Genomic DNA, 25,941 nt, shown 5'->3' on the forward strand with positions numbered 1-25,941 from the left:
AATATTTTATACTTCACTTACCGCTGCTGAAGTAATTGCATCAACCCCTGTGGCAACTGATTCGCCTGCGCCAGCATCGCTTGTGCCGCCTGACTGAGCATCTGCATAGAGGTGAACTTTGACATCTCCTCCGCCACATCAGTATCGCGGATACGAGCTTCTGACGATTGCAGATTTTCTTCAGCCACACTCAAGCTGTTGATGGTGTGGTCAAGGCGGTTGGCAATCGCACCAAGCTTGGAACGCTCTGCCGAAACAAGGCTGATCGCCTTATCGATACTGGAAATGGCCGACTGAGCTGCCTCTTGCGACACCACCACGACATTCTCCAACCCTAAAGATTTCACATCCACCTGCCCGATACTGGCATTCATCGTCTGCCCTTCGTTCGCGCCGATCTGGAAATCCATCGAACTATCAACCAAATGAATGTACATAGAGGTTGGTACATTGGCTGAGGTGAACCGAACTTTTGCCGTAGTCGGATCCCACTCACCATTCACGCCAATGCTCCCTTGGAATTTCACGTCAATCCCTTGGATAACGTTTTCCATCACCCCATCGCCAACCACATCGCTCCCAATCGGGCTTCCTGTATGAGCATCAAACACACTGACTTGGTACACATTTTCTTGAGCTTTTTGCAGGCGCTGCAGGTTCAAACCGTCAATGACCCGCTGATCCGCAACCAAGCTGATTTCCCCTTGTACACCATTAAGCAAAGAGCGAATCAATAACGTCCCCTCAACTGCGGCATGGGTATTGGCAATCGCCGACCCTTTTCCGATAAAGTCAACACTGTGCGCATCGGTAGCAGTACTTCCAAGCGTAATGCCAAGACCAGAGACTTTTGACGTAATTGCCGTTTGAAATTTGATTTCAAGATCGCTCAGCGTGTCATCGGCTTCAAGGTAGATATCAACCGTCTTCCCATTCCCGTACAGGGTTACACGCTGTGAAATATCAAAAGCATTCGTACCATCAGGCGTTGTAAACGTCTCGATATCGATCAATTTTGTGTAGCTTGAAGCGATCCCGCCCACACCACGAATCTCCATATTCAAATCATTATCCACCATCGTTCCCGCCTGATTCGACTTGAGCGCCAGGGAGATAGAACCAATGGTTAATGAACCGTTACTTTCGTCCAATTGCGCCAGATGATAGGTGATCTCTTTGTCGCCAGCCGTGAGCGCCGTGCTCTGCAATCCACCCGCCGTATACGTTACATAGTAGGCACCGCGAATTTCGCGTGGCGCACCTGTCGCCCCATCGTCAAAGCGCTCGTCAATCTTGATCGCTCCAGCCCCTATCGACATGGTGTCATTCAACGTCTCACCAGCATCAAGGCTCAATAACACTTTATCACCAGCCTTGATTTGGCTGCCGCTTCCAAAATAGAGGAGATTTTGACCGGCGATGGCCGTGTCAAAAATAGAGTTCACCGCACCGGAGCCACCTGTGGTAAGCACTTGCCAGCCGGAAACATCGTTTGCAGCAAGGTGTAAGCCACCGTTGGCGCTCATCGTAGCGTCCGCCCACTGACCCGTTTCGCCTGTTTTCACGTCAATAAAGCGTATACGTGCCGCTCCGGTAACCGCCCCAGCCGTTCCACCTGATGAATTCACCGCAATATCATGCATAAATTCGACTTCTAAATATCCGTGTACGCCCGCCACCACGTTGATCCCTGAGCTCAGCACCAGAGAGTTATCTTGCAATACCGCCGTTTGCGACGAAGCCGTGCCACGGATACTGAAGCTCGACCCAACCTGTTGGTACATCCCCATCACGCCTGCCATGTCAGTGCCTGACGACCAGACTTCGCCCACCGGAACCCCAGAAATCCCCATCGTCGCGCCGCTACTTTGGGCGGCCACGTTAATGCGATACGTCCGCTCGTCAATCGATCCAGAGCGAACCCCCTGCGCATCGATGATGGCGGTAATACCCGAAGAATTCACCGCACCATTGGCACCACTGACACCCGCTGCGGTCAAAATATCGCCAGCGAAAGCTCCAGCACGCAACGTCATAATGTCAGACTTGAGCACCTGATTTGCGCCAACCTTGGTTGTCACATCAAGACGGTAGTTGCCACTGATAACGCGATCGCGGACAATCGCTTCGATTTTATCGCTATCAGAAGTTGACCAGCGTGCCGTAGCATCGCCATTCAAGAGCTTCTTTGTATTGAATTCGGTAGAAGTTGAGATACGGTCGATCTCATTTTTGAGCTGAAGAACTTCTTTTTGAATCTCTTCGCGGTCGTTAGAAGTGTACGTTCCGTTTGATGCCTGAACCGCAAGTTCACGCATCCGCTGCAAGATAGCGGTCGTTTCGCTGAGGGCACCTTCCGCCGTCTGAATCAGCGAAATACCATCTTGAGCGTTGGAAACCGCGCGGGCAATCCCCCGAATCTGTCCGCGCATTTTTTCCGAAATTGCCAAACCAGAAGCATCGTCAGATGCCCGGTTGATGCGCATGCCAGAGGAAAGACGTTCGAGAGATTTTGCCAAACTTCCCTGATTCACGCGGAGCGCGTTCTGGGAATTCATCGAGGCAATGTTGTTATAAATTGAGAGGGACATCGGGGTATCCTCCTTGAGTTTTCCACTGGCATCCTTGCCGGTGAATTACTTTTCGGATGATGTCCGAAATACTTGAGATATTTTTCGGATAGAATCTGAAAAATATCTCAAGTACACTACCTAAAATAACTTATATCGACAACATCCCTCGTCACACATACGCACTCGCCAACTGATTACGGCTGTCGATAATAAATGCACAGAGGTTGCGCTGCACTTCCGCCGCTAATCGCGCCAAGTCGTTGGCCGCAAACGCCACCTCTTCGGAAACTTTCGCCGATTGCTCCGTTGCCGAAGAGATACACTGAATATCGTCGCTGACTTGATCGGAAGCCTTGTGAATTTCTCCCATAGCATTGGCATTCTGCGCAATCAGTTGATCAAGTGCCAGAATGCTGTTTAATACAACCTGAAATGAATTATTCGTATCACGCGACAGCGAAACGCCCTGCTGCACCTTATTGTTGATAACATCCATAGCTTCAGTAACTTGCGTAACGCCACCCTGAATGGTTTTGACAATATCGATAATCTCCGCTGTCGATTGCGCACTCCGTTCCGAGAGTTTACGCACTTCGTCAGCAACCACAGCAAAGCCACGCCCAGCGTCGCCCGCTCGCGCAGCTTCAATCGCCGCATTGAGTGCCAAGAGATTGGTTTGATCGGCGATATCGCTGATAACCCGAATCACCTCTTCCACCCGCTTCGTATTCAACACCAACTGTGCGGTGAACTCAGTCGTTGTAACGACCTGCGTCGCAATCCCTTCCATCTCTTGCGCCGTCTGAGCCACCTTGCCACCACCATCACGCGCCGCATTCAGCGCTTGAACGGCATTGGTGCGCACGCGCTGATTATTTTCGCCTAACCCACTCACCGTCTGCGACATTTGCAGCGAAGCCGAAGCAATCTGCGATACGCTTTCAGCCTGTAAATTCATGGTTTGCGACATTTGTGAAGAAGAACTGCTCAGTTGTTCACTCGCCGACGCCACCCCTTCGGTACTCTGCCGCACACCGACAATAATATGTTGAACCTTTTCGATAAACTGGTTTACATACCCCGCCACCTGCGCCAGTTCATCTTTGCCGCTCAGTGGAATACGCTTTGTCAGATCACCATCACCCGTAGCTAAATCGCGTGCCAGTGTTGCAATCGTCGACGTTGAACTGATGATAGTTTTCAAAATAAGCACCATCGGTACACCTGTCAGGAGCAACAGCACCCCGACAATCAGCGCCATCCGCTTCACTTCCGCCCATAACAGAGCATTGATGTCGTCAATATACACTCCCGTCCCAATCACCCAACCCCAAGGCTCAAAACCAATTACATACGAAGCCTTTTCCACTGGACGATTAAAGCCCGGCTTCGGCCAAAAATAGTTCACCAGCCCCTGACCATCGCGACGTACCACTTCAACCATATCCACAAAAAGTTTCTTCCCGTTCGGGTCAGCAAAGTTACCGAGATCGGTTCCGTCAAGCTTTGGATTCGTCGGATGCATTACCATACGCGGCTGCATATCGTTGACCCAAATATAGTCGTTATCGCCATATCGCACAGCGCGCAACGCACGCAGCGCGTGATCTTTTGCCTGTTCCACACTGATTTCGCCCGCCTCTGCCTGCTGCCAATAATTCTGCACGACACTGTGTAACGCTTGGGCCATTCCCATTACGGCATCGTTTTTAATCGTGTGCATATTGCGATTCAGCGCACTGAGCGAAACAGCCAGTAAGATAAACGTGCCAACCGCTGCCATACACATAAAAACCAAAAGCCGCCCTTTGATCATCTGTGGAAAAAATGGTAACTGCATACTCTGCTCCTTTTTCGGTAACATGTGAGAGCGTGGTGATTGCTGAATGCCGATCACACGACCCTGCACTCTCTATTACAAGGAGCATGCCAACCAGTAACTCTTTTATTAAAAAGCGATTACCACAAAACCACCCCCAATATTTGATTGACAGCTAGCAAGCAAAATATGGTTACCGGCATCGCATCTCTCTTTTTTATAATGAGTTGAAAGAGCGTCAACGCCAAAAGCCCCCGTCAAGCGTACTTGACGAGGGCTTTTGCGAATGCGAGAATCGCGCGCTTACCGTTCGGATTATCTTCTGGCAACCATTGCAGGCGATGATACCTGAAAGAATGAGACACTTTGTTGAACATCGGACGCCAGTGCGGCTAGGTCACTTGAGGCACGGGAAACCTCTTCCGAGGAACGCGCAGTCTGTTCTGACGCCGAAGCTATCGCTTGAATATCTTCCGTAATCTGATCTGCGGTAACCGACATCTCTTCAACGGAAGCCGCATTCTGTATGATCAACTCTTGCAGCGTTTCCATGCCACCAATGATTTCGGCAAAAGCCGCATCAGTTTCCTGCGCTAACACATTCCCATTTTGCGCTTTCGTGTTGACCAAATCCATCGAACTGACCACTTGGTCAACCCCACCTTGCATACTGACAACAATGGTATTGATTTCGCTGGTCGACTGCGCACTTCGCTCTGCCAGCTTACGCACTTCATCCGCAACCACCGCAAACCCTCGCCCGGCGTCTCCGGCACGCGCGGCTTCTATCGCCGCATTCAGCGCCAGCAGGTTTGTCTGCTCCGCAATGTCGTCAATCATACGGATGACTTCCTGCACCCGACCCGCTTTTTCTTCTAGTGAACGGGCATAATTTGACGCTTCCGCCACTTGTTGCGCGATGGAAATCATCTCTTTGGCCGACAATTTTACTTTCTGTCCCCCTTCGCGCGATAATTCAAGCGCCTCTACCGTGCTCTGCTGAATAGTATTCATATTGCCAGCAATGGCGCTTGATGTTTGCGCCATTTCCGTCGACGCGGAAGCGATTTGCGAAACCCGCTCGGCCTGTAAACTCATGCCAGAACTCATCTGCACCGAAGCGCTGCTTAACTCTTCGCTCGCAGATGCCACGCCCGTAGCCGTTTCATGAATTTGCTCCACGGTAGCGCGCAAACTTTCCACCATGCGATTCAACGCTAAGACCAGCAAACCAACCTCGTCGCGCTGTTTCACCGGAAGTGTCCGCGTCAGATCGCCCTGCGAAACGGCTGTGGCAAAATCTACCGAGTGATTTAATGGCCCGACAATCGTGCGAGTAATAAACCCCGCAATGAGCACACCAACAACAATCGCACCAAGTAACAATCCTATGGTTAACCATAAGTTGCGCTCATAACGACTCTGCGCACTTTCATACTCCACGCGCGCCACATTGAGTTGCACCTCGATAAGTTCGGCAAATTTATCCGTCAAGGGTTCTACCACTTGATAGAGTTCATCGTTGGCAAATGCCGCCAGTGCGCGCCCATCGCTATCATAAAGAATTTTTTTCAATTTTTGGATGCTTGCCTCAGCGCGAGGCATCAAGGGACGGATCTGATCGATCAGCCGTGTTTCTTCTGCCACTAACTCCGTCGCTAAATAGCCACTCCACAACTTCGCAATCGCCTCTTCCGCATTTTCCACTAACTTTAATGCCGCGGCCATGGAGATATTGGCATTACGTGATTTATGGGTCGCATCGACAATATTGATCGCATACAGATCAGAAATCTGCTTTAAATCGCGCAGAGGAACAACGCGGTCGTGATACACGGTGTGTAATCCATCCTGACTCTCTTTCATGCTGGAAAGCCCAATTCCACCAACGACCACTAAAAAAACTACAAACGAAAATACCAAAACCATCTGCCTGTGCACGACTCGCATAGAACCCCCCTACCCACATCTTCTCCACTCATACCGCCCATAGGTCACGCGCGGGTGCGTCATCTAACTCACGACGAACCGACCACATATCTTCCTCGCAGTGGTAAAATGCTGACACGACTGAAGGGTCAAACTGCCGCCCCATTTCGGCGGCGATAATCGTACGACACTGCGCTGGTTGATACTCATCCTTATAGCAACGTTTACTACTGAGCGCATCAAAAACATCCGCTAACGCTACAATTCTGGCTGCAAAGGGTATCGATCCCCCACGAATCCCGTGTGGATAGCCAAGCGAATCATACCGCTCGTGATGATAAATCACGATATCGCGCGCCATATTAAATGCCTCGTGATCAACAAATTGATCGACCATATTTTCCAGCATATCGGCACCCAGCGTAGTATGCGTCTGAATTTGACGAAATTCATCCCGACTCAGCTTCCCCGGCTTCGTGAGAATTTCCGGCGAAATAGCGAGCTTCCCGATATCGTGAATGGCGGCAAGTGGAACAATATAGTTCCGCAACTGCGTGGTAACTTCGGGATGCCCCATCTCCCACAATTGCTCCGTCAGTATTCCGGCGTAATGTTGAACGCGGCGCACATGTTCTTGCGTTTCGGTGCAATAGCCAATCGCCAGTGCATTCAATCCATTGCGCTTCGCTTTATTCGTAAACGGTGACGTAACCATACTATCCCCCCTCCGCCCTCCTAAATGACGATTATACCTTCTGCGTACACGTGTTGACTGCTCTTTGTTCGCTCCCAAAGACACTATACTGAGTGTCGCATCGGCTTGACTGGTTGCTGTGCACATAAAGCACCTCTCCAAACTGGAAGTAATTCCTATGCGACTCTCTATTACAAGGAGCGTGCCAAACCGTAAACCACTCATTTTTAATACCTTACGCGAACAAAATGCCTCTCGAACGGTTGACCAATGCCAATTGACCAAAAGCGCATTGCGACATAAGTCGTTTTTTCATAGTCACTTTCATGCGACCAACAGAAAAAGACCCGTCAACATAGATTGACGGGTGGTATAGTGATCGCATGTGGCACTTCTCTTTACGCGGGTTGCTGCATGCAAAAGAGCGGTACTATCATTACTAACGAAAGCGTGGCACCGATCGCGTCATACGTATAACTCAATTCCGCACCTTCTATGGCCTGGCGTAGTAAACCGCGCAGGAGCCGTGCGCGGGAATCAGATTCATCAATCACAACCGAGTGGGCAAGTATCTCAACCCGTATGGCATCAGGCTGTGATGCTAAGCGAAAGCATAGCATTGGCACCACATCGGGCTGGCGATCCTTTACCGCAGCCACCATACGGTTCAACCATGCCAAAATGCCCAGTGCGGCATGAAACAGCTTGGCGGAATCGGCAAGCACATAGTTTTTCCGTGCAAGCAGGGCACACGCCTCATTGTGCGACGCTCTCATGTGCCGCGAAATATTCAGCCGCTCTGCCACCGCAACTGGTTTACCGCAGAGCTCCAGCACAATATTATTGTGCCGCAACAGAGCAGCAGAGGCATCAAGCACCATCTCAATAACACTATTCAGGTCAACCGGTTCGGGATCTCTGCCAAGCGCAAAGGTATGCTGAATGGTATCAAGACACTGCAAAATTTCCTGAATCCCCTCACTGGCTTTTTTCGGCCATAATCCAGCGGATTCATTTGCCTGAAATGTGTTATCAAGCGCCAAGGCAACAATATTGGACGGCTGGCGCAATCGTTGCAGCAGCAACGCCATAACGTCGTGTTGGTGGCGTTGCAGCTCTTCAATCGAAAACAACGCTGTATAATGTGGTGCCAACATGGCATGCCTCCCGTTGCAACGTAGGGGAGTGAGTTCCCGAAACGCGCATCAGAAGTGCAAAGAGACTGCCATCAATGTTTCTTTGTTTACTAATAGTTACAAAAAGACAAACGTTCATCGGGGTCAACCTATATTGACCCCGACACGAAAAAAACAACATCAGAAATGGTTACTTAACGATAAAAAAACGACTTACAACGATAATCAACCATCATTGACCGTCAATCAGCGTTGACGCTCCCATTTCCTTTTTTCAACTTCTGACTGAGCGCCTGTTTCGATATTCCCAGCAATGAAGCGGCTTTGCTCTGCACACCATCCGTAAGTGTCAACGCTGCGCTGACCGCAAAATCCTCAACCTCCTTCAGGGTGGGAAAATACCCGAAAACGCCGCTTAACACACAGCCATTCCCCGCACCGCCAACCGGCTCACCTTCTAACGACGAGTGCAGCTCGGAATGCTCACGAATATTCGCTGCCATGTGCACCAGCTCCAGCCGCTCACCACACCGCGCAACAGCATCAAAAACCAACGTCTCTAACTCGCGCACGTTTCCCGGAAAGGCGTAACTGCGCAAAAACGAAACCAACTCAGGAGCAATCGTTGGCGCGGGGCGTTGATAACTTTCCGCTGTCCGCTCAACAAAATGGTTCAGCAACAGTGGGATATCTTCTGGACGGTCACGCAACGGTGGTATAATGACAGAGTGCGTCCGAATCCGGTACAACAAGTCCTTCCGGAAAACCCCTTCCGTCGTCGCTTCAATTAAATCACGATTGGTTGCCAAAACAACGCGGGCATTGGTCGAACGCAACGAATCAGAACCCACCGGGTAGTAGCGACGATCCTGCAAGAGGCGCAGTAACTTCACCTGACTTGCCTCGCTCAGCTCTCCGATTTCATCCAGAAAAAGGGTTCCATTTTCGGCTTGTGCAATCAACCCTTCACGCGACCGTTCTGCGCCAGTAAAGGCCCCTTTCACATGACCAAATAGCGTGTCCGAAAACATCGTGTCATCTAGCCCCGCAATATTGACCGCCACAAACTGACCCGTCCGGCCAGACGCACAGTGCACGGCTTCCGCAAAAAGCTCTTTGCCCGTTCCGGTCTCCCCGTTAATCAATACTGGTTGAGGCGAACAGGAAATCGCTTCGATATAGCGGAACAACGCGTGCATCCGGCTACTCTGCGACACGATGCGCGAAAATGCTTTATTATGCTGAACTTGCGAGTTATCCAGCACCATATGCTGCAAAGAGCGCAACTGACCGCGCAAGCCGCTCACTTCAATCGCCTTCTCCACCGTCGCCAAGAGCCGTTTTTTATCTACCGGCTTGACAAGATAATCGAACGCACCACTCTTCATGCAGCCGAGCGCCGTATCGACATCATTGACCGCCGTCATCATCACCATAACCGTATCCGGCATCGCTAAACTCAGCTCGCCCAACAGCTCCTGCCCACTCATATGCGGCATGATCAGATCAATAATCGCGACCTGCGAACGATGTTTTTGCGCAGCTGCCACTGCCAGTCTCGGATCAGAGACCAGTTGCAGATTGCGAAAACCGGCCGAATAGAGCGCTGCTTTCGTAGAAAAAAGACTATCTTCTTCATCGTCAACAACAAGAATCGCAATATCCTGTTCCATACTGCCCCTCCTTCATCAATCAAATTCATGGAAACCTATTCCCTACTTCCCGACTGGTAAGAGTAAACGGAACGTCGCCCCTGCCCCGACAGTTGACTCAACAACAATACTACCACCATGCTCTTCAGCGGTCGCACGTGAAATCGACAATCCCAAACCCGTGCCACCGCGTCCACGTTTGGTAGTATAAAACGGCTCGAAGAGGCGCGCCAGTGTTTCGGTGTCAATACCGCATCCGTTATCGCGCACTTCGACAGCCAGCATATCGTCACCTTTCAATCGATATGTCGCCACGGTTATTTCCCCGCGCTTTTCGGGAACGGCTTCCAGCGCATTCATAATGAAATTAATGATGATTTGCTCCAACCGCGCCGCACTTCCGCGCACCGTTGGCAGATTTTCCCCTAACTCGAAACGTAAAGCCACCGCCCGTTTTTTCGTTTCGCTTGCCAGCATAGACGTTGCACCATGCACCACATCGTTGAGCTGCACCGGCTCGTTGAGGGACATCTTATCTTGCGTCGAAAAAGCTTTTAAGTGCTCAACAATCCCTTTAATGCGCTCCGTTGCACGATGAATACGCGCCAACATTTCTGGAACCTCATGACGCAATTCGGGGTACGTAAAACCACCCGCACTAAAATCCTCCAGCGTCTCCACGTGTTGCGGTAAACTACGGATCATATCGCGCCAGATATCGTCTAACACCGACGTATTGAGCATGATAAAGCTATTGGGGTTATTGATTTCATGCGCTACTCCAGCGCTTAACTGCCCCAACAGGGATAGGTGCGCCGTGCGCATGGCATCCTGCTGCATCTGCACCCGCTGTGTGATATTGCGCGATATCGTAATAAACGTGGCAATCTCTTTCTTGGTGTCAAAGCTTCCGGGAGCCGCATTAACTTCCCACGTTGTCGCGCCGAGGGTAATTATTCCTGTACTTTTGCGCCTTCCTGCTACATAGGCTTCGATAGGACAGGTCTCGCAGGGCTCTGTGCGCCCTTGTAGTATCTCGTAACACCGCTTTCCGGGAAGCATTGATGCTGGCTGGCGATAAAACTCTGCGGCACCATCATTCGCCCACCGAATCACATATTCACGGTCAACTTCAACAATGGCATCGGGAATAGCATCCAGTAAAGCGCGGAATTGTTCCGAAAGCTTCTGGTAGCGCACCTGATTCGCGCGCAACGCATTTTCGATCATTTTCACGCGCGTTACATCCTGTATCGTTCCCATCATCCGTAGCGGCGTTCCCGAGTCGTCAAATTTCACTTCGCCCCGCTCGTGGACATACTTCAACGTACCATCAGCGAGGATAATACGGTGATCGATGCTGTAGGGGCGTTTTTCCTCCAGCGCCAGCCGAACACTCTCTTCCACAAAATGACGATCTTCAGGATGAACGTACCCGAGAAACGCTTCGTAGGTTTCTTCAAATTCACGCGGAATCAGCCCGAAAATACGGTAGACCTCATCCGACCAGTACAGACTTCCGTCCTGAATCAGCCACTCCCAGTTGCCGATACTGGCAAGCTGTTGTGCCTCCAACAGGCGTGATTTTGTATCGCGAAAGGCCAAAAGCGCGCGAGCCATTCTGCCAAAATCCCCATCGGAATGTTTTTGCAGCGCTTCAATAGCGGGAAGCTCGGGCAAATGGTTCTTGTCGCGCGAAAGGTCAAACAGTGCATTGGCAATCACGCGCAACTTTTGACTCACGCTCGCGGTGATAAGCAGCGCCAACATCAGTATAAGAAAGAGTGCAACACCGCCGACTATCATAATTTGCGTTAGGTACTGCCGCGACTCACGTGAAATGCTCTCGATACGCACACTCGCGCGCTCCACAAAAAGCTGGCTGATACGGTGCGGATAGAGGGTGAAATTCGCAAAGTGCTGCCCTGCCGCATCAAGATAGTGGTGCGACATCGTGTAATCGACCGCGGCAATGTCAGTCGCTTGCAGCACAAAACGGCGGTATTCGTGAAACTCATGCACCAACGCGGCCGCACTCGACTCGTCAATTTCCTGAAGTAAATCAGAGTGAGCGAGGTGCGCCACACGTTCACCAAATTGATTCAGCTCTTCGACAAACTCAGCATGCAGGAAATAGAGTTGCAACTCAGAGAGCGCTCTCTCTTCCGCCTTTTCCAGCGTTGCCACCACACGCATATGCAGCAAACTCATCCCTTCGCTGAACTTGGCCGCATCGCGAATAACTTGTAAATCATTATGCTGCAATGCAGAAGCGGACTGCTGCCGTTCATCTACGGTGCGAATGGACCAATACCCCAACGCCAATGTCAGCAGAATGACAAAAAGAGCTGGCAACAAAAAGAGTAATATCAGGTTGCGGCTAGCGCTCATGACGCCCCCAAGCGGGCAGAGTTTCGCAACCGTTGGGTGAACTCTTGCGCCGGAATCGGACGGCAGAAAAAGTACCCCTGAAATGCGCGGCACCCTTGCGACATCAGAAATTCCACCTGTGCCGCCGTCTCAACCCCTTCGGCAACCACCTCTAAATTCAGGGCATGACTCATAGCAATGATGGTTTTGACAATCGCCGCATCTTCAGGGTTATCGTGAATATCGCGCACAAATGACTGATCAATTTTCATCTGATCGAGCGGCAGCCGCTTCAGATATTGCAGCGACGAATACCCCGTACCAAAGTCATCCATCGAAAACGTAATCCCGCTCCGCTTGATCTCCTGCATTTTGGCAATCGTCTCTTCGACGCGCTCCAACACCGCGCTTTCGGTGAGCTCCAGCTTCAAGCGGTCGGCGCGAGCCCCGGTTTCATGTACTATCCGCCCGATATGTTTCACCAGCGCCGGATCTTTAAACTGCCGTGCACTCATATTGACTGCCAGCGTGAGGTGCGCTGACTCTGGCCGTTGCTGCCACGCTACCAATTGCTGACACGCTGTTTCCAACACCCAATACCCGATCGGAACAATCAAGCCCGTCTCTTCGGCCAGTGGAATAAAATCAGCGGGCGACACCACACCTCGCACGGGATGATGCCAGCGTAGCAATGCTTCGGCACCAAAAGGACGACCTTCGCCATCCACCTGAAGTTGGAACACCAAACGGAATTCCTTCTTTTCCAACGCTTGCTGCAAATCGTGTTCCAGCGACGTGCGATACTCCAGTGTGGCCTGAAGGGCGGGATCGTAAAAACGGATGGTATTGCGACCGGCATTTTTCGCCTGATACATGGCGGCATCGGCACATTTAAACAGCTCTTCCGCATCGTGCGTACCATCCTGAAACAGCGCAACACCAATACTCGGCGTCACGCGGTACCCCTCGCCGTCAATCACATACGGCACACTTAACGACAGTCGCACCTGTTCTGCAAACAACTCTACTCGGTGTACCGCTTGGGCGCGATTCACTCCCAGAGTATCGAGCAGCAAAGCAAACTCGTCACCACCAAAACGTCCCATCGTCAACATTCCTTCAGCAACGGCCAACGTACGTAAACGAGCGGTAACTTCTTGTAAAAGTTTATCGCCAATACTATGCCCACGGGTATCGTTCACCGTTTTGAAATTATCGAGATCCAAATAGAGCAAAGCGCCATAATGGCCGGAACTGGTGCAGAATTGCAGAGCGTGGTTGATGTATTCACTCAATAAATGGCGATTCGGCAACCCCGTCAGCGTATCGTAGTGCGCCAGATAATGCGCTTGCTGCTCCGCTTCACGCCGCCGCACTTCGGCATCGCGAAGTGCCAGCAGAGCCTGCGCCACCTGCCGTACTTCACCCTTCGCTTGTTGCGCCAGAGCGTCGACTTCAGGGAGCGGTGGAAATTTTCCATCGGACAGAGCAAGATCACTCAGCGCGTCGGTAATAACACGCAAATTGCGACCAATGAGTCGACCCGAAAAAAGTGCCGACAAAACCATGAACACTAAACTGAGCCCGCCAGCCCAAGCGACCCAGGAAAAATAGTCGTACAGCATTTCCATGGCTTTTGCATGGCGAATGTCCGCTCTGGCGGACAAGAGTTCTGTAATGCGGTGGGCATAGCTAGAAAAATTGATAAAGTGTTTCTGTGCCGCATCAATGTAATTTTCCGCCGTGGAAGGGTCGATAGCGGCAATATCCGTCGCCATAATCACAAAATACTGATACCGCTGAAATTCCTGCAACAGCGCCACGGTGCTGCCATGATTTACTTCGCGTAACAGTTCTGACGCGGCAAGCGCTTCGGCTTCGAGCAAACGAGCTGACAACATATCAACAATTGTCCCATGACGGTAATACAGCTCAATTTCCGAACTTGCCCCTCGGCGGGCAAGTTCGAGTGTGGCAGTTATGTGCTTATGTAAATCCCCCACACTACGACTGAACTGTGCCGCAGCGTGAATGGTCTGTAAATCGCGCGCTTGCGACGCACTGACGTCAACATAGTGCCCTTTCAAAGTCGAAAACGACCAATACCCGAAGGCAAACGCCAGCATGACGACCAACATCGCCGGAAAAAGAAACGCGAACAAAAGGTTTCTGCTGGTCGCTTTCATATCTTACTGCCAGGGTGGGGGGAGCAGCAGTTCATCCCACTGCTCGGGGCGAACGCTCCCGACATATTCGAAGGAATCCGCACCAAGCGGGCGCACTACCACCAACGTCCCTTCCGGAGGGAAATAGTTCATGATTTCGGCCATATTCGGCCCGTGAGCAACGAGTGCCCGGTTTTTCCCCGCCGTTGTCACCGGCAATGACACCAGTTCGCGCGTACGCTGAATTACCGGTGTTTTTTCGACTCGAGTCATGGCAGCGGTATATTTCAGCAACTCTTCCACAACAATTTCGCGCTCCCCGAAAGCAGCCTGCGCACTTTCAATCGCCCGACAAAACGGACTCACATATATTTCGCCTACCGGAAAACCTGCCTGCGCAATACTTTGACCAATAAACGCCATCTGTTTCCGCCCTTCAGTCGTCAACGGACGCTGCGTAGAACAATCATTCAGATCAACCGGAACCTGATCGGGAATAGCGGAGTCAGTTATGCCATGACGCAAGTAGAGCACATACCCACCCTGTTGCACCGCATGAATCGTCTGCGCATCAAGTGGTGACTCCCGAAAGGTCTCCGCCAAAGAGGGGAGAACCGTACCTACACACAACCCCAAAGCTACCAGACATTGAAGAACACGATGTGACATTTCCCCCTCCTGATCAACATAGTGATAAGAATCACTATAAAATAGCTTGCGGCGCCAATCAACTTATTTTACAGAGTAAAATCATCAACAAGCCAAAAACAGATAACTTTTGCGATTATATGATACAAATAAACGCAATATGAACAGCATAAAACACTCTCCTAACGGCGCTCTACTGTCATGATTGTGACAAAACAATGTCAGCAAAACCAATAAATACCAAACAAATCACTAAAGACTATTTTAACATCTGCTAAACATCTACAGAACATCGGATTACCAATAACTACTGGTAGAATCTCTTCAAAAGCTATTGCGCAACAATTCACTTTTATGATACCCAATAATAGCTTTCCATACTAGAACCATGTTCTCTTCATGGTACTGTCGTAGCTCCCTTCGCGAAGGGGTACCCTAAAACCCTATTATATACTGCAAAACCCTAAGGACGACGCAATGAAAAATCTTACAATGAGCACGAAACTTGGAAGTGGATTCGGAATACTGATCCTGATCTCATTAGTGGTAGCTATTATCGGTTACTCTTCGATGGCAACGCTCAACAAAGGAGCTGACACTGCCCTTTCCACCAGCAATGTCGCCGTGATGGCGCTGGAAGCTGCTGAAAACATCCAGATTTATCTGCGCAATGAAAACGCAACCCGTGCCGAAACAGCCGAAGAGTTGCTAAGACAAGGCGAGCTCGCCCTTCTCGCACTCCAGCGCGACACCGACCATCAAGCGTTGACTCGCTTCCTGCAAACCGCAATCGACGAAGTGAAAATAACCATCAGCGGATTTAAGGACTACCGTGTGGGAGTCCGTGAACGCAACGCCCTGTTTGATGAGCTTATCCGCCTCGGTGTATTATCGCGCCAAACCTCACAGCAAATCAGCGATGGCATGACAGCGGGCATTGCCGAGCAACTACGCCTTACAAGCGACCCAACCCAAATTAACCAAGCTCTTCACATGCTGCGCACAGAAGCGGGCATTGTGGAAAACATCAACCGGGTGCATTTTTATGTGCGCGAATACATCATCCGTGGTGACATCGCATCCATAGAGGCCGCCAGAAGGCTTGTTACGGATGAAATCATTGCTCGCTTTACCGAAATAGGGCAATGGATGCGCATACAAGGGATTAACAGCGAAATGCAGCGCGCCGTTGAGCAGTCAACCACTATTATGCAGCAGTACCTTGGAGCACTCAATACGTGGGCAGAGCGGGTGCAGACACTTGATCAGGAATATCAGGCCATCCGGCAAAATATTGGCGATATCAATCAGGCGATCAATCAAGCCCTGGCGGTGGGGAATCAGGTCATGGATAGCGAAACCGTCCGAGCCGAGCGGATTATCCTTATTGCCGCTGCCATTGCGATTGCTCTTGGCATATTCCTCGCTATTTCGATCACCCGTATGATCGTCGGCCCACTCCAGCAAAGTGTCAATTTCGCCAATGCGGTGGCCGATGGCGACTTGACGCGAACGCTCCCCATTCAGCAGCGCGACGAAATCGGCCAGCTTGTCCACTCACTGAATACCATGGTTGGTAGTCTGCGCGACACCGTAGGGAATATTCAAGAAACGGCAACTGGTGTGGCTTCTGCCAGTGAAGAACTTAGCAGCGCTTCCGTACAAATGAGTTCCGGCATGGCACTGCAAGCAGAGCGAGTTTCACAAATTGCTTCCGCGTCGCTCGAAATGTCGCAGACCTCGACGGAGATTGCGCAGAACATGAGTCAGATTCAAGGAAACACCTCAAACGCACTCGATTTATCGCGTCAAGGCGGCTCGAAGGTCAAACAGTCCGCCAAAGAGATGGAAAATATCGCCGAACAAGTTGATATTGCCTCTGGCCATGCCCGTTCGCTCGAAGAAAAAGCCGCCCGCGTGCAGCAAGTGATTGAAGTTATTAACGATATCGCGGAACAGACCAATTTGCTTGCGCTGAATGCGGCGATCGAAGCCGCCCGCGCTGGCGACGCGGGACGCGGTTTTGCTGTTGTTGCGGATGAAGTGCGCAAGCTTGCCGAACGGAGCGCCAACTCAACCGAAGAGATCAGCTCCATAGTGGAAAGCATTCAGGGTGGCGTTGATCAGGTCGTCCGCTCTATGTCTCACGTTGACGAAAAGGCACAAATCGGCAATCGCTTGGCGCAAGAAACCGATGCCGCCTTTGCCGAAATCATTGGAGGCATGGAAAATCTACAGGAATTAATTGTACAAAACGCCGCCGCAATTGAAGAAATGTCGGCCACGGCGGATCAAATCACCGAGGACATTCAGGCCATTTCGGCAGCTTCGGAACAAACCGCCGCTTCTTCGGAAGAAGTCTCGCGCGCCTCAAGCGATCTGGCACTGCTTGCCACAAACGTTCAGGAGAGCGTTGCCGTATTCCAGATCGAAGAGCGCAAGATGCTTCCCCGCGCATAAATCTTTCTGTGCCGCGCATCTGTCATCACCGTTTCCGGCAGATGCGCTGCTTGTGTATCACTCTCACACAACGTCTGTAGTTCTCAGTGTAATACAAAACTCTGCGCCACCGTCAGTGTTGCGCGCCTGAATGGTTCCACCCATTTTGGCAACAATCTGCCGGCAGAGCGAAAGACCAATCCCCGTTCCATGCTCCCCTTTGGTTGAGGTGAAAGAATCAAAAAGAGCATCAGGAAGGAGTTCGTCGGGAATGCCGCCACCATTATCACGCACGGTGAAACGAAGCATACCTTCGCTGACACTGGCCGTGATCGTGATCATCCGCTCATCTACCTTGCGTTCCTGAAACACGTCGCGCGAATTATGGATCAGGTTCAAAAACACCTGCTTAAACTCATTTGGGCAACCGTAGACCTGCGGGGATACTTCCGAAGGGAAAAAGGTTAATATAACCTTATCGCGCATCAGTTGCCCACGCATCAATTCCAGCACATCACGAATCTGTTGCTGCGGGCAAAAGTTTCTGGTCTTATCTGACGGCTTATAGAAGTTGCGGAAGTCGTCGACCGTCTGCGCCATATAATCAACCTGCTGCTGAATATGCGTGGTGGAGAACTCCAGCTCCTCTTTTGTCAGCTCACCGGAACGGTAGAGTTCTGCCAGATCAGCCGCCAGTAAATTGATGTTGTTGAGCGGCTGTTTCCACTGGTGCGCTATTGCCCCCACCATACCGCCAATTTCGGCCAGCTTGGCCTGCTGAATCATCGCCTGCTGTTCTCGATGTGCTTTTTCGATGTACTGATTCATATATTTGGCAACCTGTGCCAGTTCGTCTTCGCCACTGAGGGAAATCCGTTTCGATAAATCGGCATCACCAGCCGCTAGCTTGCGTGCTTTATCCGTAATTGCCGCCGTAGACAGGACGATCATACGCACAATCGCAATCATAGGTACTGCCGTAACGAACAGCATGATGGCAATAATTATGGCCATGCGTTGCACTTCAACCCAGAGCATCGCGTTAATGTCGTCGATATAAACGCCCGTGCCAATTACCCAACCCCACGGCTGAAAACCCATGATGTACGAAGACTTAGGCACCGGATCACCAAAGCCGGGCTTCGGCCAGTAATAATCGACATGCCCTTTTCCGTCGCGCTGCACAACAGCTAGCATTTCCATAAACAACCGTTTACCATGGGGATCAGCGTAATGTGTTAAGTCTGCGCCATCAAGTTCTGGAGTAGTCGGGTGCATGACCATTCGCGGGTGCATATCATTGACCCAAATATATTCGCCATCGCCATATCGCATTGAGTGCAGTGTACGCAAGGCACGTTGCTGTGCAACTTCGGTCGTTATTTCACCAGATTGCACCATCTGCCAATAGCTCTCAACAATGCTATACGCCGCCTGGGTCATCTCTTCCACTGCACGATTTTTAATGCTGTACATGTTGTGGTTTAACGTGAAAAGAGAAATAGCAATCAGCGCGACAGTGCCGCAAATGGCCACACCAAAAAAAGCGAGGAGTCGACCCTTAATAGTTTTTGGGGAAAACGGCAATCGCACGATTTGGCTCCTTGTATGCCACTTTAGAAAATTGGCAATTGAATAAAGATACCGAATATGCAAAGCGCACAAACGTACATCCAGCGAACATGCGTTACATAGCTGCGGAATATAATGCATTGATACTGACGACGCAAAGTAATTGTGAAAAAATATAGCGGTTGCGCTGCAAGTGACTCCGTTCGCCTACTCTTCACCTGACAAGATACTACATGGTAACATTGAGATACCACATCATCTCTGGCTCGCCATCACTCACGATATCCGTTGACCTGATAATACAAGCAAGAGATAAGAACCCATTTCAAGCGCAATAGTTTTGCCACTGTACAACATCACTATTTACATTATAATCTGTTGCAATAAAAGACTATAACCTTTCACTACACTCATTCATCTTCTCTTCACGAACCCGTGTATACATGATAAAAGCAAAAAATAAATTGACTTTAACGTCAACGAATAGCATATAGAGGGGAGTTGTTTTTCGCTATTCAACGAATAGTAAAAAGGATATAAGCAACCATATTCATAATTTTGCTCGAGGTTGGCTCATGAATAACACCCCAGAAAATCACGTTGATACGGATGAATTAACCCCCATTGGAGAACTTGCCAAACAACTGCGACTGACCACGCGAACACTACGCTATTGGGAAGAAGTAGGAATTATTGAGTCTGCCGAACGCGACAATGGCACCATTCGCGGCTATACGCCGTATATGGTGCGGAGAATTCGACTCATAATGAAACTCAAAGAGTTGGGATTAACGATCAAGGAGATGCAGGATCTTTATCGCGTCTATGGAAACGCGAAAAGAACTGACAAGCTTATTCCTGAGCTTATTAAAACCATTGATCAACATATTCGACTTGTTGACGCAAAAATGGCACGAATTGCCTCGCTGAGAGTCGACCTTGTCGAATATCGCGACCGTTTATTTGAAAAATTCGCTCGGGTGAGCGAACAGCACACCGACTGACCTCTTTTGAACGCTGATGCGCAACACTCCTCAAGAGGCCGCCGTATCTTCCTCCATAGCTTCCAATATCACTTTCAGTTGACCGATAAGTTCAGGGCTAAGTTGTTTACCGATGTAGGAATTTATCTCTTGCTGTTGCAATGGTGCAAGCTTGCGAAGGTGTCGGCTCCCTTCGCGAGTAAGCCGAACAACTATTTCTCGCTTGCTTATCGGGGATGGCGACCGATCTACCCACCCTTTTTGGGATAATTTTTCCACCAAACGGCTGGCATTGCCTGGTGTCACGTCTATCATACGCGATATTTCTTTCAGATTAAGCCCTTGCGGATGATCGCTTATTGTGTGGAGAATTCTCATTTGCGCCGGACCAACATCAAACGTTTTTAGCAGCTTTTCGTCAATGGCGCGCAAATCGCGCAACACCAGTCCCATACTCCAATACAGATCAAGCGGGGTGGAAATTTTCACAGTGCACCTCACATCGTTTTCGAATCAATGAAAAACGTGGACATGACATCCTTCGCAATGAGTCATCATGTCCACCGGAATACAAGTAAAAAACACCCGAAGAAAGAACAGCTTCTGGCGGTTGTTAGCGCTTTGTTTTTGGAATAAATATTTCGTCAGGATCAAGGACGTCATGAATCAAATGAAGCTCTTCACGCGTTGGTGGTGCCGTCAGCCCATTGACCCGAGAAATATCAAGTGGGAAATTACACAACTCCTGAATTTCCTCTGGTGTCATTCCTGGATGGCACGTATCAAGGTATATTTTCCCCGTTTCCTCATCAAAACGAAACACACCAGCGGTACTGATAATCGCAGAAGGGCCACCACGGTAGGCAGTACCATATAATTCCCGGCGGTGAACGAATTCACCTCCAGGCCATTTCTTCACTCGCCAGCCCGGGCTTGTGATGTAGCTTACATTCTTCGTGAACCTCCGCTTTTCGTGCACCATAATAAATACGGTGCGCTTGGCGAACGAATTGATATCGGGATTTCCGCCGCTGCCAGTGAGTCGCAATTCAGGTGCTAAGTAATCGCCAATAACCGTGGTATTGACGTTACCGTACTCATCCACTTCGGCTCCCCCCAAAAAACCAAGATCAACGTATCCACGCTGCGCAATACTAAAGGCATCGTAGAGCCCTGACGAGCGCGAAGCGCCCATTTCACAGCGGGCATCACCAACCGATGTGGGAATTTCCGGTGGACGTCCATCGAGTGTTCCTGCTTCAAAAATGAGTTTCAGATTTGGGGCGTGCGTTTTTTGCGCCAACATAATGGCAACCATCGGCAATCCGGTGCCAGCAAATACTATTTCATTATCTTGCACCTCGCGCGAGGCCGCGCAACAAAGTAGATCGGCCAATCCGTACTCTTCTGGCTTTGCGTAATCGTGAGTATTCATATCACGCCCCCTTCTTAGGCCGAACACTGTAGTTCAGCGCGGTATTCGCTTTTAACCCTAACATGCGCGACCAACCAAGTTTCTCGAGATAACTCATGTGGTCGTGCCCAAAAATCCACTCATCGGCAAACGCATCAAATCCTTCTTGTGTCCGCGTTTTTCCATAAAAATCTTTAAGAAAAGCGCCATCAACATCGTAACGCCCAAACATCCCTGTAGGATGAGCCCCAAACGGGCACTCCAGAATGTGATTTACTTCAAAGGTTGCTATCGTATTCTGATCGGCATTCCGACGCAGGTATTCTTCCGGGACAATTTCTTCGGCCATAACAATCGTAATATCGGCCGCACGTGCCGCTTCCGGGTCAGAGTAATACTGACCATTCACCCGTACCGTCCCCTCTTCGCCAACCTGTTGTACGCAGAGAATCGCAATATCGATTTTGGGAGCCGGCACAAGAACTTGCGACCCGGCACCAAAAAAGGGGTCTTCAACGAATTTATATTTATGTTTTGCAATCCGCTTACCGTCCCGCAATCCAGCCTTGCCAAGCATATCGTATTCAGGGTTATGGATATCGGTTCCCAGCGAGGTCTGCGTCACGCCATACGGCGCTCCTGAAGCGGCGGCGGCCATGCGGAACATCATTTCGGCATGGCTATAGTCCTCAACGATTATCTCTTTCCGCCCAACTCTGCGCGACAGATTCGCACCATACTTTCCATACAACTCATGCCCAACCCAGCAAGACTCCCAAATATCAACACACCCCGCACCAACCAAAAACTCGGTGTGCGGGCCGCCATTCACCTCGATTAAGTGCAAATGCCGTCTGTGCTGACGAATGAGTTCAAAAACAATCGCCATGGGACGACGCCAGATGGTAAACCCGGAAAAAGTTAGACTACTGCCATCCTGAATAATCTCTGCTGCTTGTTGTATGGTAATCCGTTTGCTGTTCATACGTATGCCCCCTTATTACGCAAAATTCTTCAGAATTTCGCGTGCAATAATCAGCCGTTGAATTTCGTTTGTCCCCTCATATATCGTCGTGATTCGAGCATCACGCGCATATCGCTCAACAGGAAAATCTTGCGTATATCCATATCCGCCAAGCATTTGTATCGACTTATAGCACGCCTTATTGGCCGCTTCGGTCGCAAACATTTTTGCCATCGAAGCTTCTTTCGCAAATGAACGGCCAGTTTCTTTGCGGAATGCGGCCTGCATTAACAGCAAACGTGCCGCCTCAAGCTCAGTGTATCCGTCCGCAATCATCCACTGTACGGCTTGGAATCCGGTAATTTTCTGCCCAAATTGGCTACGATCAGCCGCGTACCGCGTTGCGGCATCCATTGCCGCGAGACCAATCCCAAGACCTAATGAACCAATACCGATGCGACCACCGGCTAACTCGGCAACGGCAACCCGGAATCCATCGTTTGGCTTTCCCATAATGGCGCTTTTCGGAATGCGACAATCAGAAAAAATGACTTCATTGGTGGCCGATGCGTGTTGCCCCATTTTCTTTTCTTCTTTGCCAACAATAAGACCTGGTGTCCCTGCTTCGACCAAAAAACAACTGATCCCTTTTCCTTTTGCCGCAGCTTTATCGGTTACCGCCCATACAACAAACACGCCCGCATACGGAGCGCTCGTAATAAATATCTTTGATCCATTCAGCACCCATGAATCGCCATCATCGAACGCGGTTGAAGTCATCCCCGCGGGGTCAGATCCCGCCCCGGTTTCGGTAAGCGCAAAACTTCCTGCTGCAAATTCACCAGAACATATTTTGGGAATATAGGCTTGCTTTTGCTCAGCCGAGCCTATGGCCTGAATAACTTCGGCCACCATGTTATTGACCGAAACGGTAACTGCCGTCGAAGCACAGGCTCGTGCAATTTCGGTCATAGCAACACTAAATGAAATAACTCCTGCTTCCGATCCACCATACTCAGACGAAACATTCAGCCCCATAAAGCCAAGTTCCGCTAGCTTATTGAGATTAGCCAGCATCGGACTTCGATCATCACTTTGATCAAGCTTGGCTGCTATCGGCTCAAGCTCGGCTTTGGCAAAATCACGTGCCGTACTTTGAATCAGTTTTTGCTCTTCGCTTAACTCCAGATACATAGGGATCTCCTCATGGTACTGATGTTCGGGTTATGGTTGTCGTCAGTCAACGCCACTCTTTCACTATTTCAATCGGCACATCGTGTTCATGTGCCCACTCCTGCCAGAAAAGCGAACTCTCTGTCGCAAATATTGCCCGATAGCTCTCAGCACCGCTCAAGGAAAACGCGCCCTCAAGGCGCTCTTTAAAGTGTGGTTCAAGAGCGGCTACCGCAATCCAACCATCCTGTGTCTGGTACAGGTTATACTCAGGAATAGCTCCACCGAGACCACCATTCGGCAAGGTACTTCCGTACTTCAAAGGATCGACAAAGGGTAAAGCACATTCAACAAGCGACACTTGGCGATACGCTCCGGTACCGCTTTTTTCGCGTTGGAAAAGCAATCCAAGTACCGTCGTAACCACCTCGGCCGCACCGGAAATATCGGTCAGCAAACTCACTGGCATGTGTGGCGGAAATATCAAACCGAGCGCGGCCTGATAGGTGAGATCGTGACCCGCCACATGATCATTGGGCGCGGGGTAGCCTACGATAGAAACAACACAAAGGCGCGGATAACGGGCGCGTAACGATTCCCAGTCAAGTCCCAGCCGTTGCAGCGCTGCCGGGCGCGAAGCGGTAAGCAGCACATCGGCATTGCGTAGCAACGCATCGAGATCTGATTTCCCCGCCTCGCTTTTTAGATCAGCAGTAACAACCGTTTGCCCTGCTGCCATGTGCTGATACCAGTAGGGACAGTAGTGCTGCATCGGATCACCCGTTGGAGGCTCAACCTTAGTGACATGCGCTCCCATGTTGGCAAGTTTTTCCGCAGCGGCAGGTCCCGGCAAATTAAGCGAAACATTCACCACCTTGCACCCGTGAAGTATCGTATGGAAATTCGCATCACTCTCTGAGAGTCGCGTATGTGTCATTGATTCGCCTCCATTGCGTTATGTACTGCTATTTTTCAATGCCGACACGGGCATCGACGCCCACTTGATAGTAATGTTTGATTTCTCTCATCTCCGTGACCAAGTCAGCTTTTTCTATAACTTTTTCGTCAGCATACCGTCCCGTTAAAACAAGTTCTGTGCAGGGCGGTTTTTTCGCAATCAGGTCGACAACATCGTCCACCGGAATCAACCCAAACCAGACGGCACAATTTATTTCATCGAGTATGACAACATCGTATCCTTCAAGAAATATGGCATGTTGAGCGGTTTTGAAAGCCTGTTGAGCGATAGTAATATCTTCCGTCTCAAGGTTTCCTTTCGTAATCCAAACGTCTCTTCCAGTTTGATGAACCGTAAGCAATGGCGCAAATCTGTCCGCCGCAAAGTGCTCCCCGTAGGCTCCACCACCTTTGAGAAATTGCACCACACAGACACGCAGTCCGCGACCGACCGAGCGCAGAGCAAGACCAAAAGCCGCTGTTGTCTTCCCTTTGCCATTGCCGGTGTACACTTGCGTATATCCTTGCCGAAGCATTATGACGAAACTTTCGCTGTCAGCGCGGGGACAAATTGCATCACATCGGCAACGACCAACACGTCCGCAACCTCACCAATTGGCGCGTCGCGATCTTTATTGATCGCCACGATGAAATCAGATTTTTTCATCCCTGCCAGATGCTGAATGGCACCACTAACGCCACACGCGATATAGAGTTTAGGGCTTACCGTTTGCCCCGTAGTACCGACTTGGTGGTCATGCGGAACCCAGCCCGCATCAACGACGGGACGACTTGCGCCTAACTCCCCTTTCAGGGCTTTGGCAAGGTCGGCAATTATCGCCACATTATCTTTCTTACCAATGCCGCGACCTGCGGTGACAATAACTTCCGCACGCGACAAATCTACCCCTTTCGCTTCAGCTGCTTCGTACCCCACAAAAGTGAATGTCCCTTTTGATTCCGTCGCAACTTCAAGTGAAACAACCTTGGCGTCTTCGCTGGCTTTATGCGCCGTAAAAGCACCAGGTTGCAACGTTAACACCACTTGGGACTTCGCACTGCTCACCTTCCTTCGCATTTTTGCATTGCAGCAGGGAACCTCGTACTCGCTGCCGTCAACACCGATAACTTCGGAAATTTGTGCCACACCAAGTGCCGCCGCCACACGCGGAGCCAAATCCCATCCATACGACGAGTGCAAGAACACGATCAGGTCGGGGTTTTCTTCGGCCGCTGCTTGCAGAACAAGTCGCGTATGCAGCTCTGGGTTGTACTCATGATAGACGTTAACGTCGGCCAGATAGAGCGTTCCCGACAGTGCGACACCCTGCCCGCGACGTCCCACCAGCACCATTGAAACGTCAGCGCCAAGATGCTTTGCAAAGCCAAGTAGTTCGTACGTGCTTTCTAATAATGTATTTTCGCGATATTCACCGACTGCCAATACTTTCAT

19 protein-coding genes are annotated in these 25,941 nt (G+C 50.4%); 2 read left to right on the forward strand and 17 right to left on the reverse strand.

The annotated features are described in order from the left end of the window. Positions 1-17: 17 nt before the first annotated feature. The 9 genes from P304_RS17505 to P304_RS14170 form a co-directional block, all read right to left on the reverse strand. Positions 18-2,591 carry a flagellin N-terminal helical domain-containing protein gene (locus P304_RS17505; RefSeq protein ID WP_027389640.1) on the reverse strand — a complete coding sequence of 858 codons (2,574 nt, stop codon included), beginning with the start codon at positions 2,589-2,591 and terminating at the stop codon, positions 18-20. Between the two features lie 151 nt (positions 2,592-2,742). After that, positions 2,743-4,413, reverse strand: coding sequence for a methyl-accepting chemotaxis protein (locus tag P304_RS0105010; protein ID WP_027389641.1), 1,671 nt, complete (start codon positions 4,411-4,413; stop codon positions 2,743-2,745). A 294-nt stretch (positions 4,414-4,707) separates the two neighbouring features. Beyond that, positions 4,708-6,342: a methyl-accepting chemotaxis protein gene (locus P304_RS0105015; protein ID WP_027389642.1), complete on the reverse strand. Its 1,635-nt coding sequence runs from the start codon at positions 6,340-6,342 to the stop codon at positions 4,708-4,710. Between the two features lie 28 nt (positions 6,343-6,370). Further along, complete coding sequence (locus P304_RS14155; protein ID WP_051321425.1) at positions 6,371-7,036, reverse strand: HD-GYP domain-containing protein; 666 nt, start codon at positions 7,034-7,036, stop codon at positions 6,371-6,373. 377 nt (positions 7,037-7,413) lie between these two features. After that, a complete protein-coding gene (locus P304_RS0105025) occupies positions 7,414-8,172 on the reverse strand; it encodes a hypothetical protein (RefSeq protein WP_027389643.1) in 759 nt (252 codons plus the stop codon). A gap of 221 nt (positions 8,173-8,393) precedes the next feature. After that, a complete protein-coding gene (locus P304_RS0105030; RefSeq protein WP_027389644.1) occupies positions 8,394-9,824 on the reverse strand; it encodes a sigma-54-dependent transcriptional regulator in 1,431 nt (476 codons plus the stop codon). 42 nt (positions 9,825-9,866) lie between these two features. After that, on the reverse strand, positions 9,867-12,194 hold the full coding sequence (locus tag P304_RS16035) for a PAS domain-containing sensor histidine kinase (protein WP_051321426.1): 2,328 nt from the start codon (positions 12,192-12,194) through the stop codon (positions 9,867-9,869). Further along, positions 12,191-14,359 carry a putative bifunctional diguanylate cyclase/phosphodiesterase gene (locus P304_RS14165; RefSeq protein WP_034764187.1) on the reverse strand — a complete coding sequence of 723 codons (2,169 nt, stop codon included), beginning with the start codon at positions 14,357-14,359 and terminating at the stop codon, positions 12,191-12,193. The genes P304_RS16035 and P304_RS14165 overlap by 4 nt, the downstream gene beginning before the upstream one ends. Before the next feature lie 3 nt (positions 14,360-14,362). Then, positions 14,363-15,007, reverse strand: a complete 645-nt coding sequence (locus P304_RS14170) for a histidine phosphatase family protein (protein WP_051321427.1) — start codon at positions 15,005-15,007, stop codon at positions 14,363-14,365. 456 nt (positions 15,008-15,463) lie between these two features. Here P304_RS14170 and P304_RS0105050 point away from each other — a divergent pair, with 456 nt between their 5' ends. Next, entirely contained in the window at positions 15,464-17,446 is a 1,983-nt protein-coding gene (locus P304_RS0105050) for a HAMP domain-containing methyl-accepting chemotaxis protein (protein WP_027389645.1), read from the forward strand. Between the two features lie 63 nt (positions 17,447-17,509). Here P304_RS0105050 and P304_RS16040 read toward each other — a convergent pair whose 3' ends face one another. Further along, positions 17,510-19,018 (reverse strand): cache domain-containing protein, encoded by a 1,509-nt coding sequence (locus P304_RS16040; protein WP_051321428.1) that lies wholly within the window; start codon positions 19,016-19,018, stop codon positions 17,510-17,512. A gap of 554 nt (positions 19,019-19,572) precedes the next feature. On the opposite strand from P304_RS16040, the gene P304_RS0105060 reads away from it, so the two are divergent. After that, positions 19,573-20,001 carry a helix-turn-helix domain-containing protein gene (locus tag P304_RS0105060; RefSeq protein WP_027389646.1) on the forward strand — a complete coding sequence of 143 codons (429 nt, stop codon included), beginning with the start codon at positions 19,573-19,575 and terminating at the stop codon, positions 19,999-20,001. 30 nt (positions 20,002-20,031) lie between these two features. Here P304_RS0105060 and P304_RS0105065 read toward each other — a convergent pair whose 3' ends face one another. The 7 genes from P304_RS0105065 to P304_RS0105095 all read right to left on the reverse strand — a co-directional run bounded on the left by P304_RS0105065 (position 20,032) and on the right by P304_RS0105095 (position 25,941). Then, positions 20,032-20,469 (reverse strand): MarR family winged helix-turn-helix transcriptional regulator, encoded by a 438-nt coding sequence (locus P304_RS0105065; RefSeq protein ID WP_027389647.1) that lies wholly within the window; start codon positions 20,467-20,469, stop codon positions 20,032-20,034. Between the two features lie 124 nt (positions 20,470-20,593). After that, positions 20,594-21,415, reverse strand: coding sequence for a CoA-transferase subunit beta (locus tag P304_RS0105070; protein ID WP_027389648.1), 822 nt, complete (start codon positions 21,413-21,415; stop codon positions 20,594-20,596). Between the two features lies 1 nt (position 21,416). Further along, complete coding sequence (locus tag P304_RS0105075) at positions 21,417-22,379, reverse strand: CoA transferase subunit A (protein WP_027389649.1); 963 nt, start codon at positions 22,377-22,379, stop codon at positions 21,417-21,419. Between the two features lie 15 nt (positions 22,380-22,394). Further along, on the reverse strand, positions 22,395-23,552 hold the full coding sequence (locus tag P304_RS0105080) for an acyl-CoA dehydrogenase family protein (RefSeq protein WP_027389650.1): 1,158 nt from the start codon (positions 23,550-23,552) through the stop codon (positions 22,395-22,397). A gap of 46 nt (positions 23,553-23,598) precedes the next feature. Beyond that, positions 23,599-24,468, reverse strand: a complete 870-nt coding sequence (locus P304_RS0105085) for a CoA transferase (RefSeq protein WP_051321429.1) — start codon at positions 24,466-24,468, stop codon at positions 23,599-23,601. A 28-nt stretch (positions 24,469-24,496) separates the two neighbouring features. Continuing rightward, positions 24,497-25,027: a cob(I)yrinic acid a,c-diamide adenosyltransferase gene (gene cobO, locus P304_RS0105090; protein WP_027389652.1), complete on the reverse strand. Its 531-nt coding sequence runs from the start codon at positions 25,025-25,027 to the stop codon at positions 24,497-24,499. Next, positions 25,024-25,941 (reverse strand): electron transfer flavoprotein subunit alpha/FixB family protein, encoded by a 918-nt coding sequence (locus P304_RS0105095; RefSeq protein WP_027389653.1) that lies wholly within the window; start codon positions 25,939-25,941, stop codon positions 25,024-25,026. Before P304_RS0105095 ends, cobO begins: the two co-directional genes overlap by 4 nt.

It is taken from the genome of Chrysiogenes arsenatis DSM 11915, from assembly GCF_000469585.1.
In the GTDB taxonomy this organism is placed as follows: domain Bacteria; phylum Chrysiogenota; class Chrysiogenetes; order Chrysiogenales; family Chrysiogenaceae; genus Chrysiogenes; species Chrysiogenes arsenatis.

Bases quoted from the DNA above. Each gene is read 5' to 3' on its own strand.
- P304_RS0105070 (WP_027389648.1), bottom strand. From the start codon at position 21,415: ATGAATACTCACGATTACGCAAAGCCAGAAGAGTACGGATTGGCCGAT.
- P304_RS14155 (WP_051321425.1), bottom strand. From the start codon at position 7,036: ATGGTTACGTCACCGTTTACGAATAAAGCGAAGCGCAATGGATTGAAT.
- P304_RS0105015 (WP_027389642.1), bottom strand. From the start codon at position 6,342: ATGCGAGTCGTGCACAGGCAGATGGTTTTGGTATTTTCGTTTGTAGTT.
- P304_RS0105085 (WP_051321429.1), bottom strand. From the start codon at position 24,468: ATGACACATACGCGACTCTCAGAGAGTGATGCGAATTTCCATACGATA.
- P304_RS0105060 (WP_027389646.1), top strand. From the start codon at position 19,573: ATGAATAACACCCCAGAAAATCACGTTGATACGGATGAATTAACCCCC.
- P304_RS0105030 (WP_027389644.1), bottom strand. From the start codon at position 9,824: ATGGAACAGGATATTGCGATTCTTGTTGTTGACGATGAAGAAGATAGT.
- P304_RS0105025 (WP_027389643.1), bottom strand. From the start codon at position 8,172: ATGTTGGCACCACATTATACAGCGTTGTTTTCGATTGAAGAGCTGCAA.
- P304_RS14165 (WP_034764187.1), bottom strand. From the start codon at position 14,359: ATGAAAGCGACCAGCAGAAACCTTTTGTTCGCGTTTCTTTTTCCGGCG.
- P304_RS14170 (WP_051321427.1), bottom strand. From the start codon at position 15,007: ATGTCACATCGTGTTCTTCAATGTCTGGTAGCTTTGGGGTTGTGTGTA.
- P304_RS17505 (WP_027389640.1), bottom strand. From the start codon at position 2,591: ATGTCCCTCTCAATTTATAACAACATTGCCTCGATGAATTCCCAGAAC.
- P304_RS0105080 (WP_027389650.1), bottom strand. From the start codon at position 23,552: ATGTATCTGGAGTTAAGCGAAGAGCAAAAACTGATTCAAAGTACGGCA.
- P304_RS0105050 (WP_027389645.1), top strand. From the start codon at position 15,464: ATGAAAAATCTTACAATGAGCACGAAACTTGGAAGTGGATTCGGAATA.
- P304_RS0105095 (WP_027389653.1), bottom strand. From the start codon at position 25,941: ATGAAAGTATTGGCAGTCGGTGAATATCGCGAAAATACATTATTAGAA.
- P304_RS0105010 (WP_027389641.1), bottom strand. From the start codon at position 4,413: ATGCAGTTACCATTTTTTCCACAGATGATCAAAGGGCGGCTTTTGGTT.
- P304_RS16035 (WP_051321426.1), bottom strand. From the start codon at position 12,194: ATGAGCGCTAGCCGCAACCTGATATTACTCTTTTTGTTGCCAGCTCTT.
- P304_RS0105075 (WP_027389649.1), bottom strand. From the start codon at position 22,379: ATGAACAGCAAACGGATTACCATACAACAAGCAGCAGAGATTATTCAG.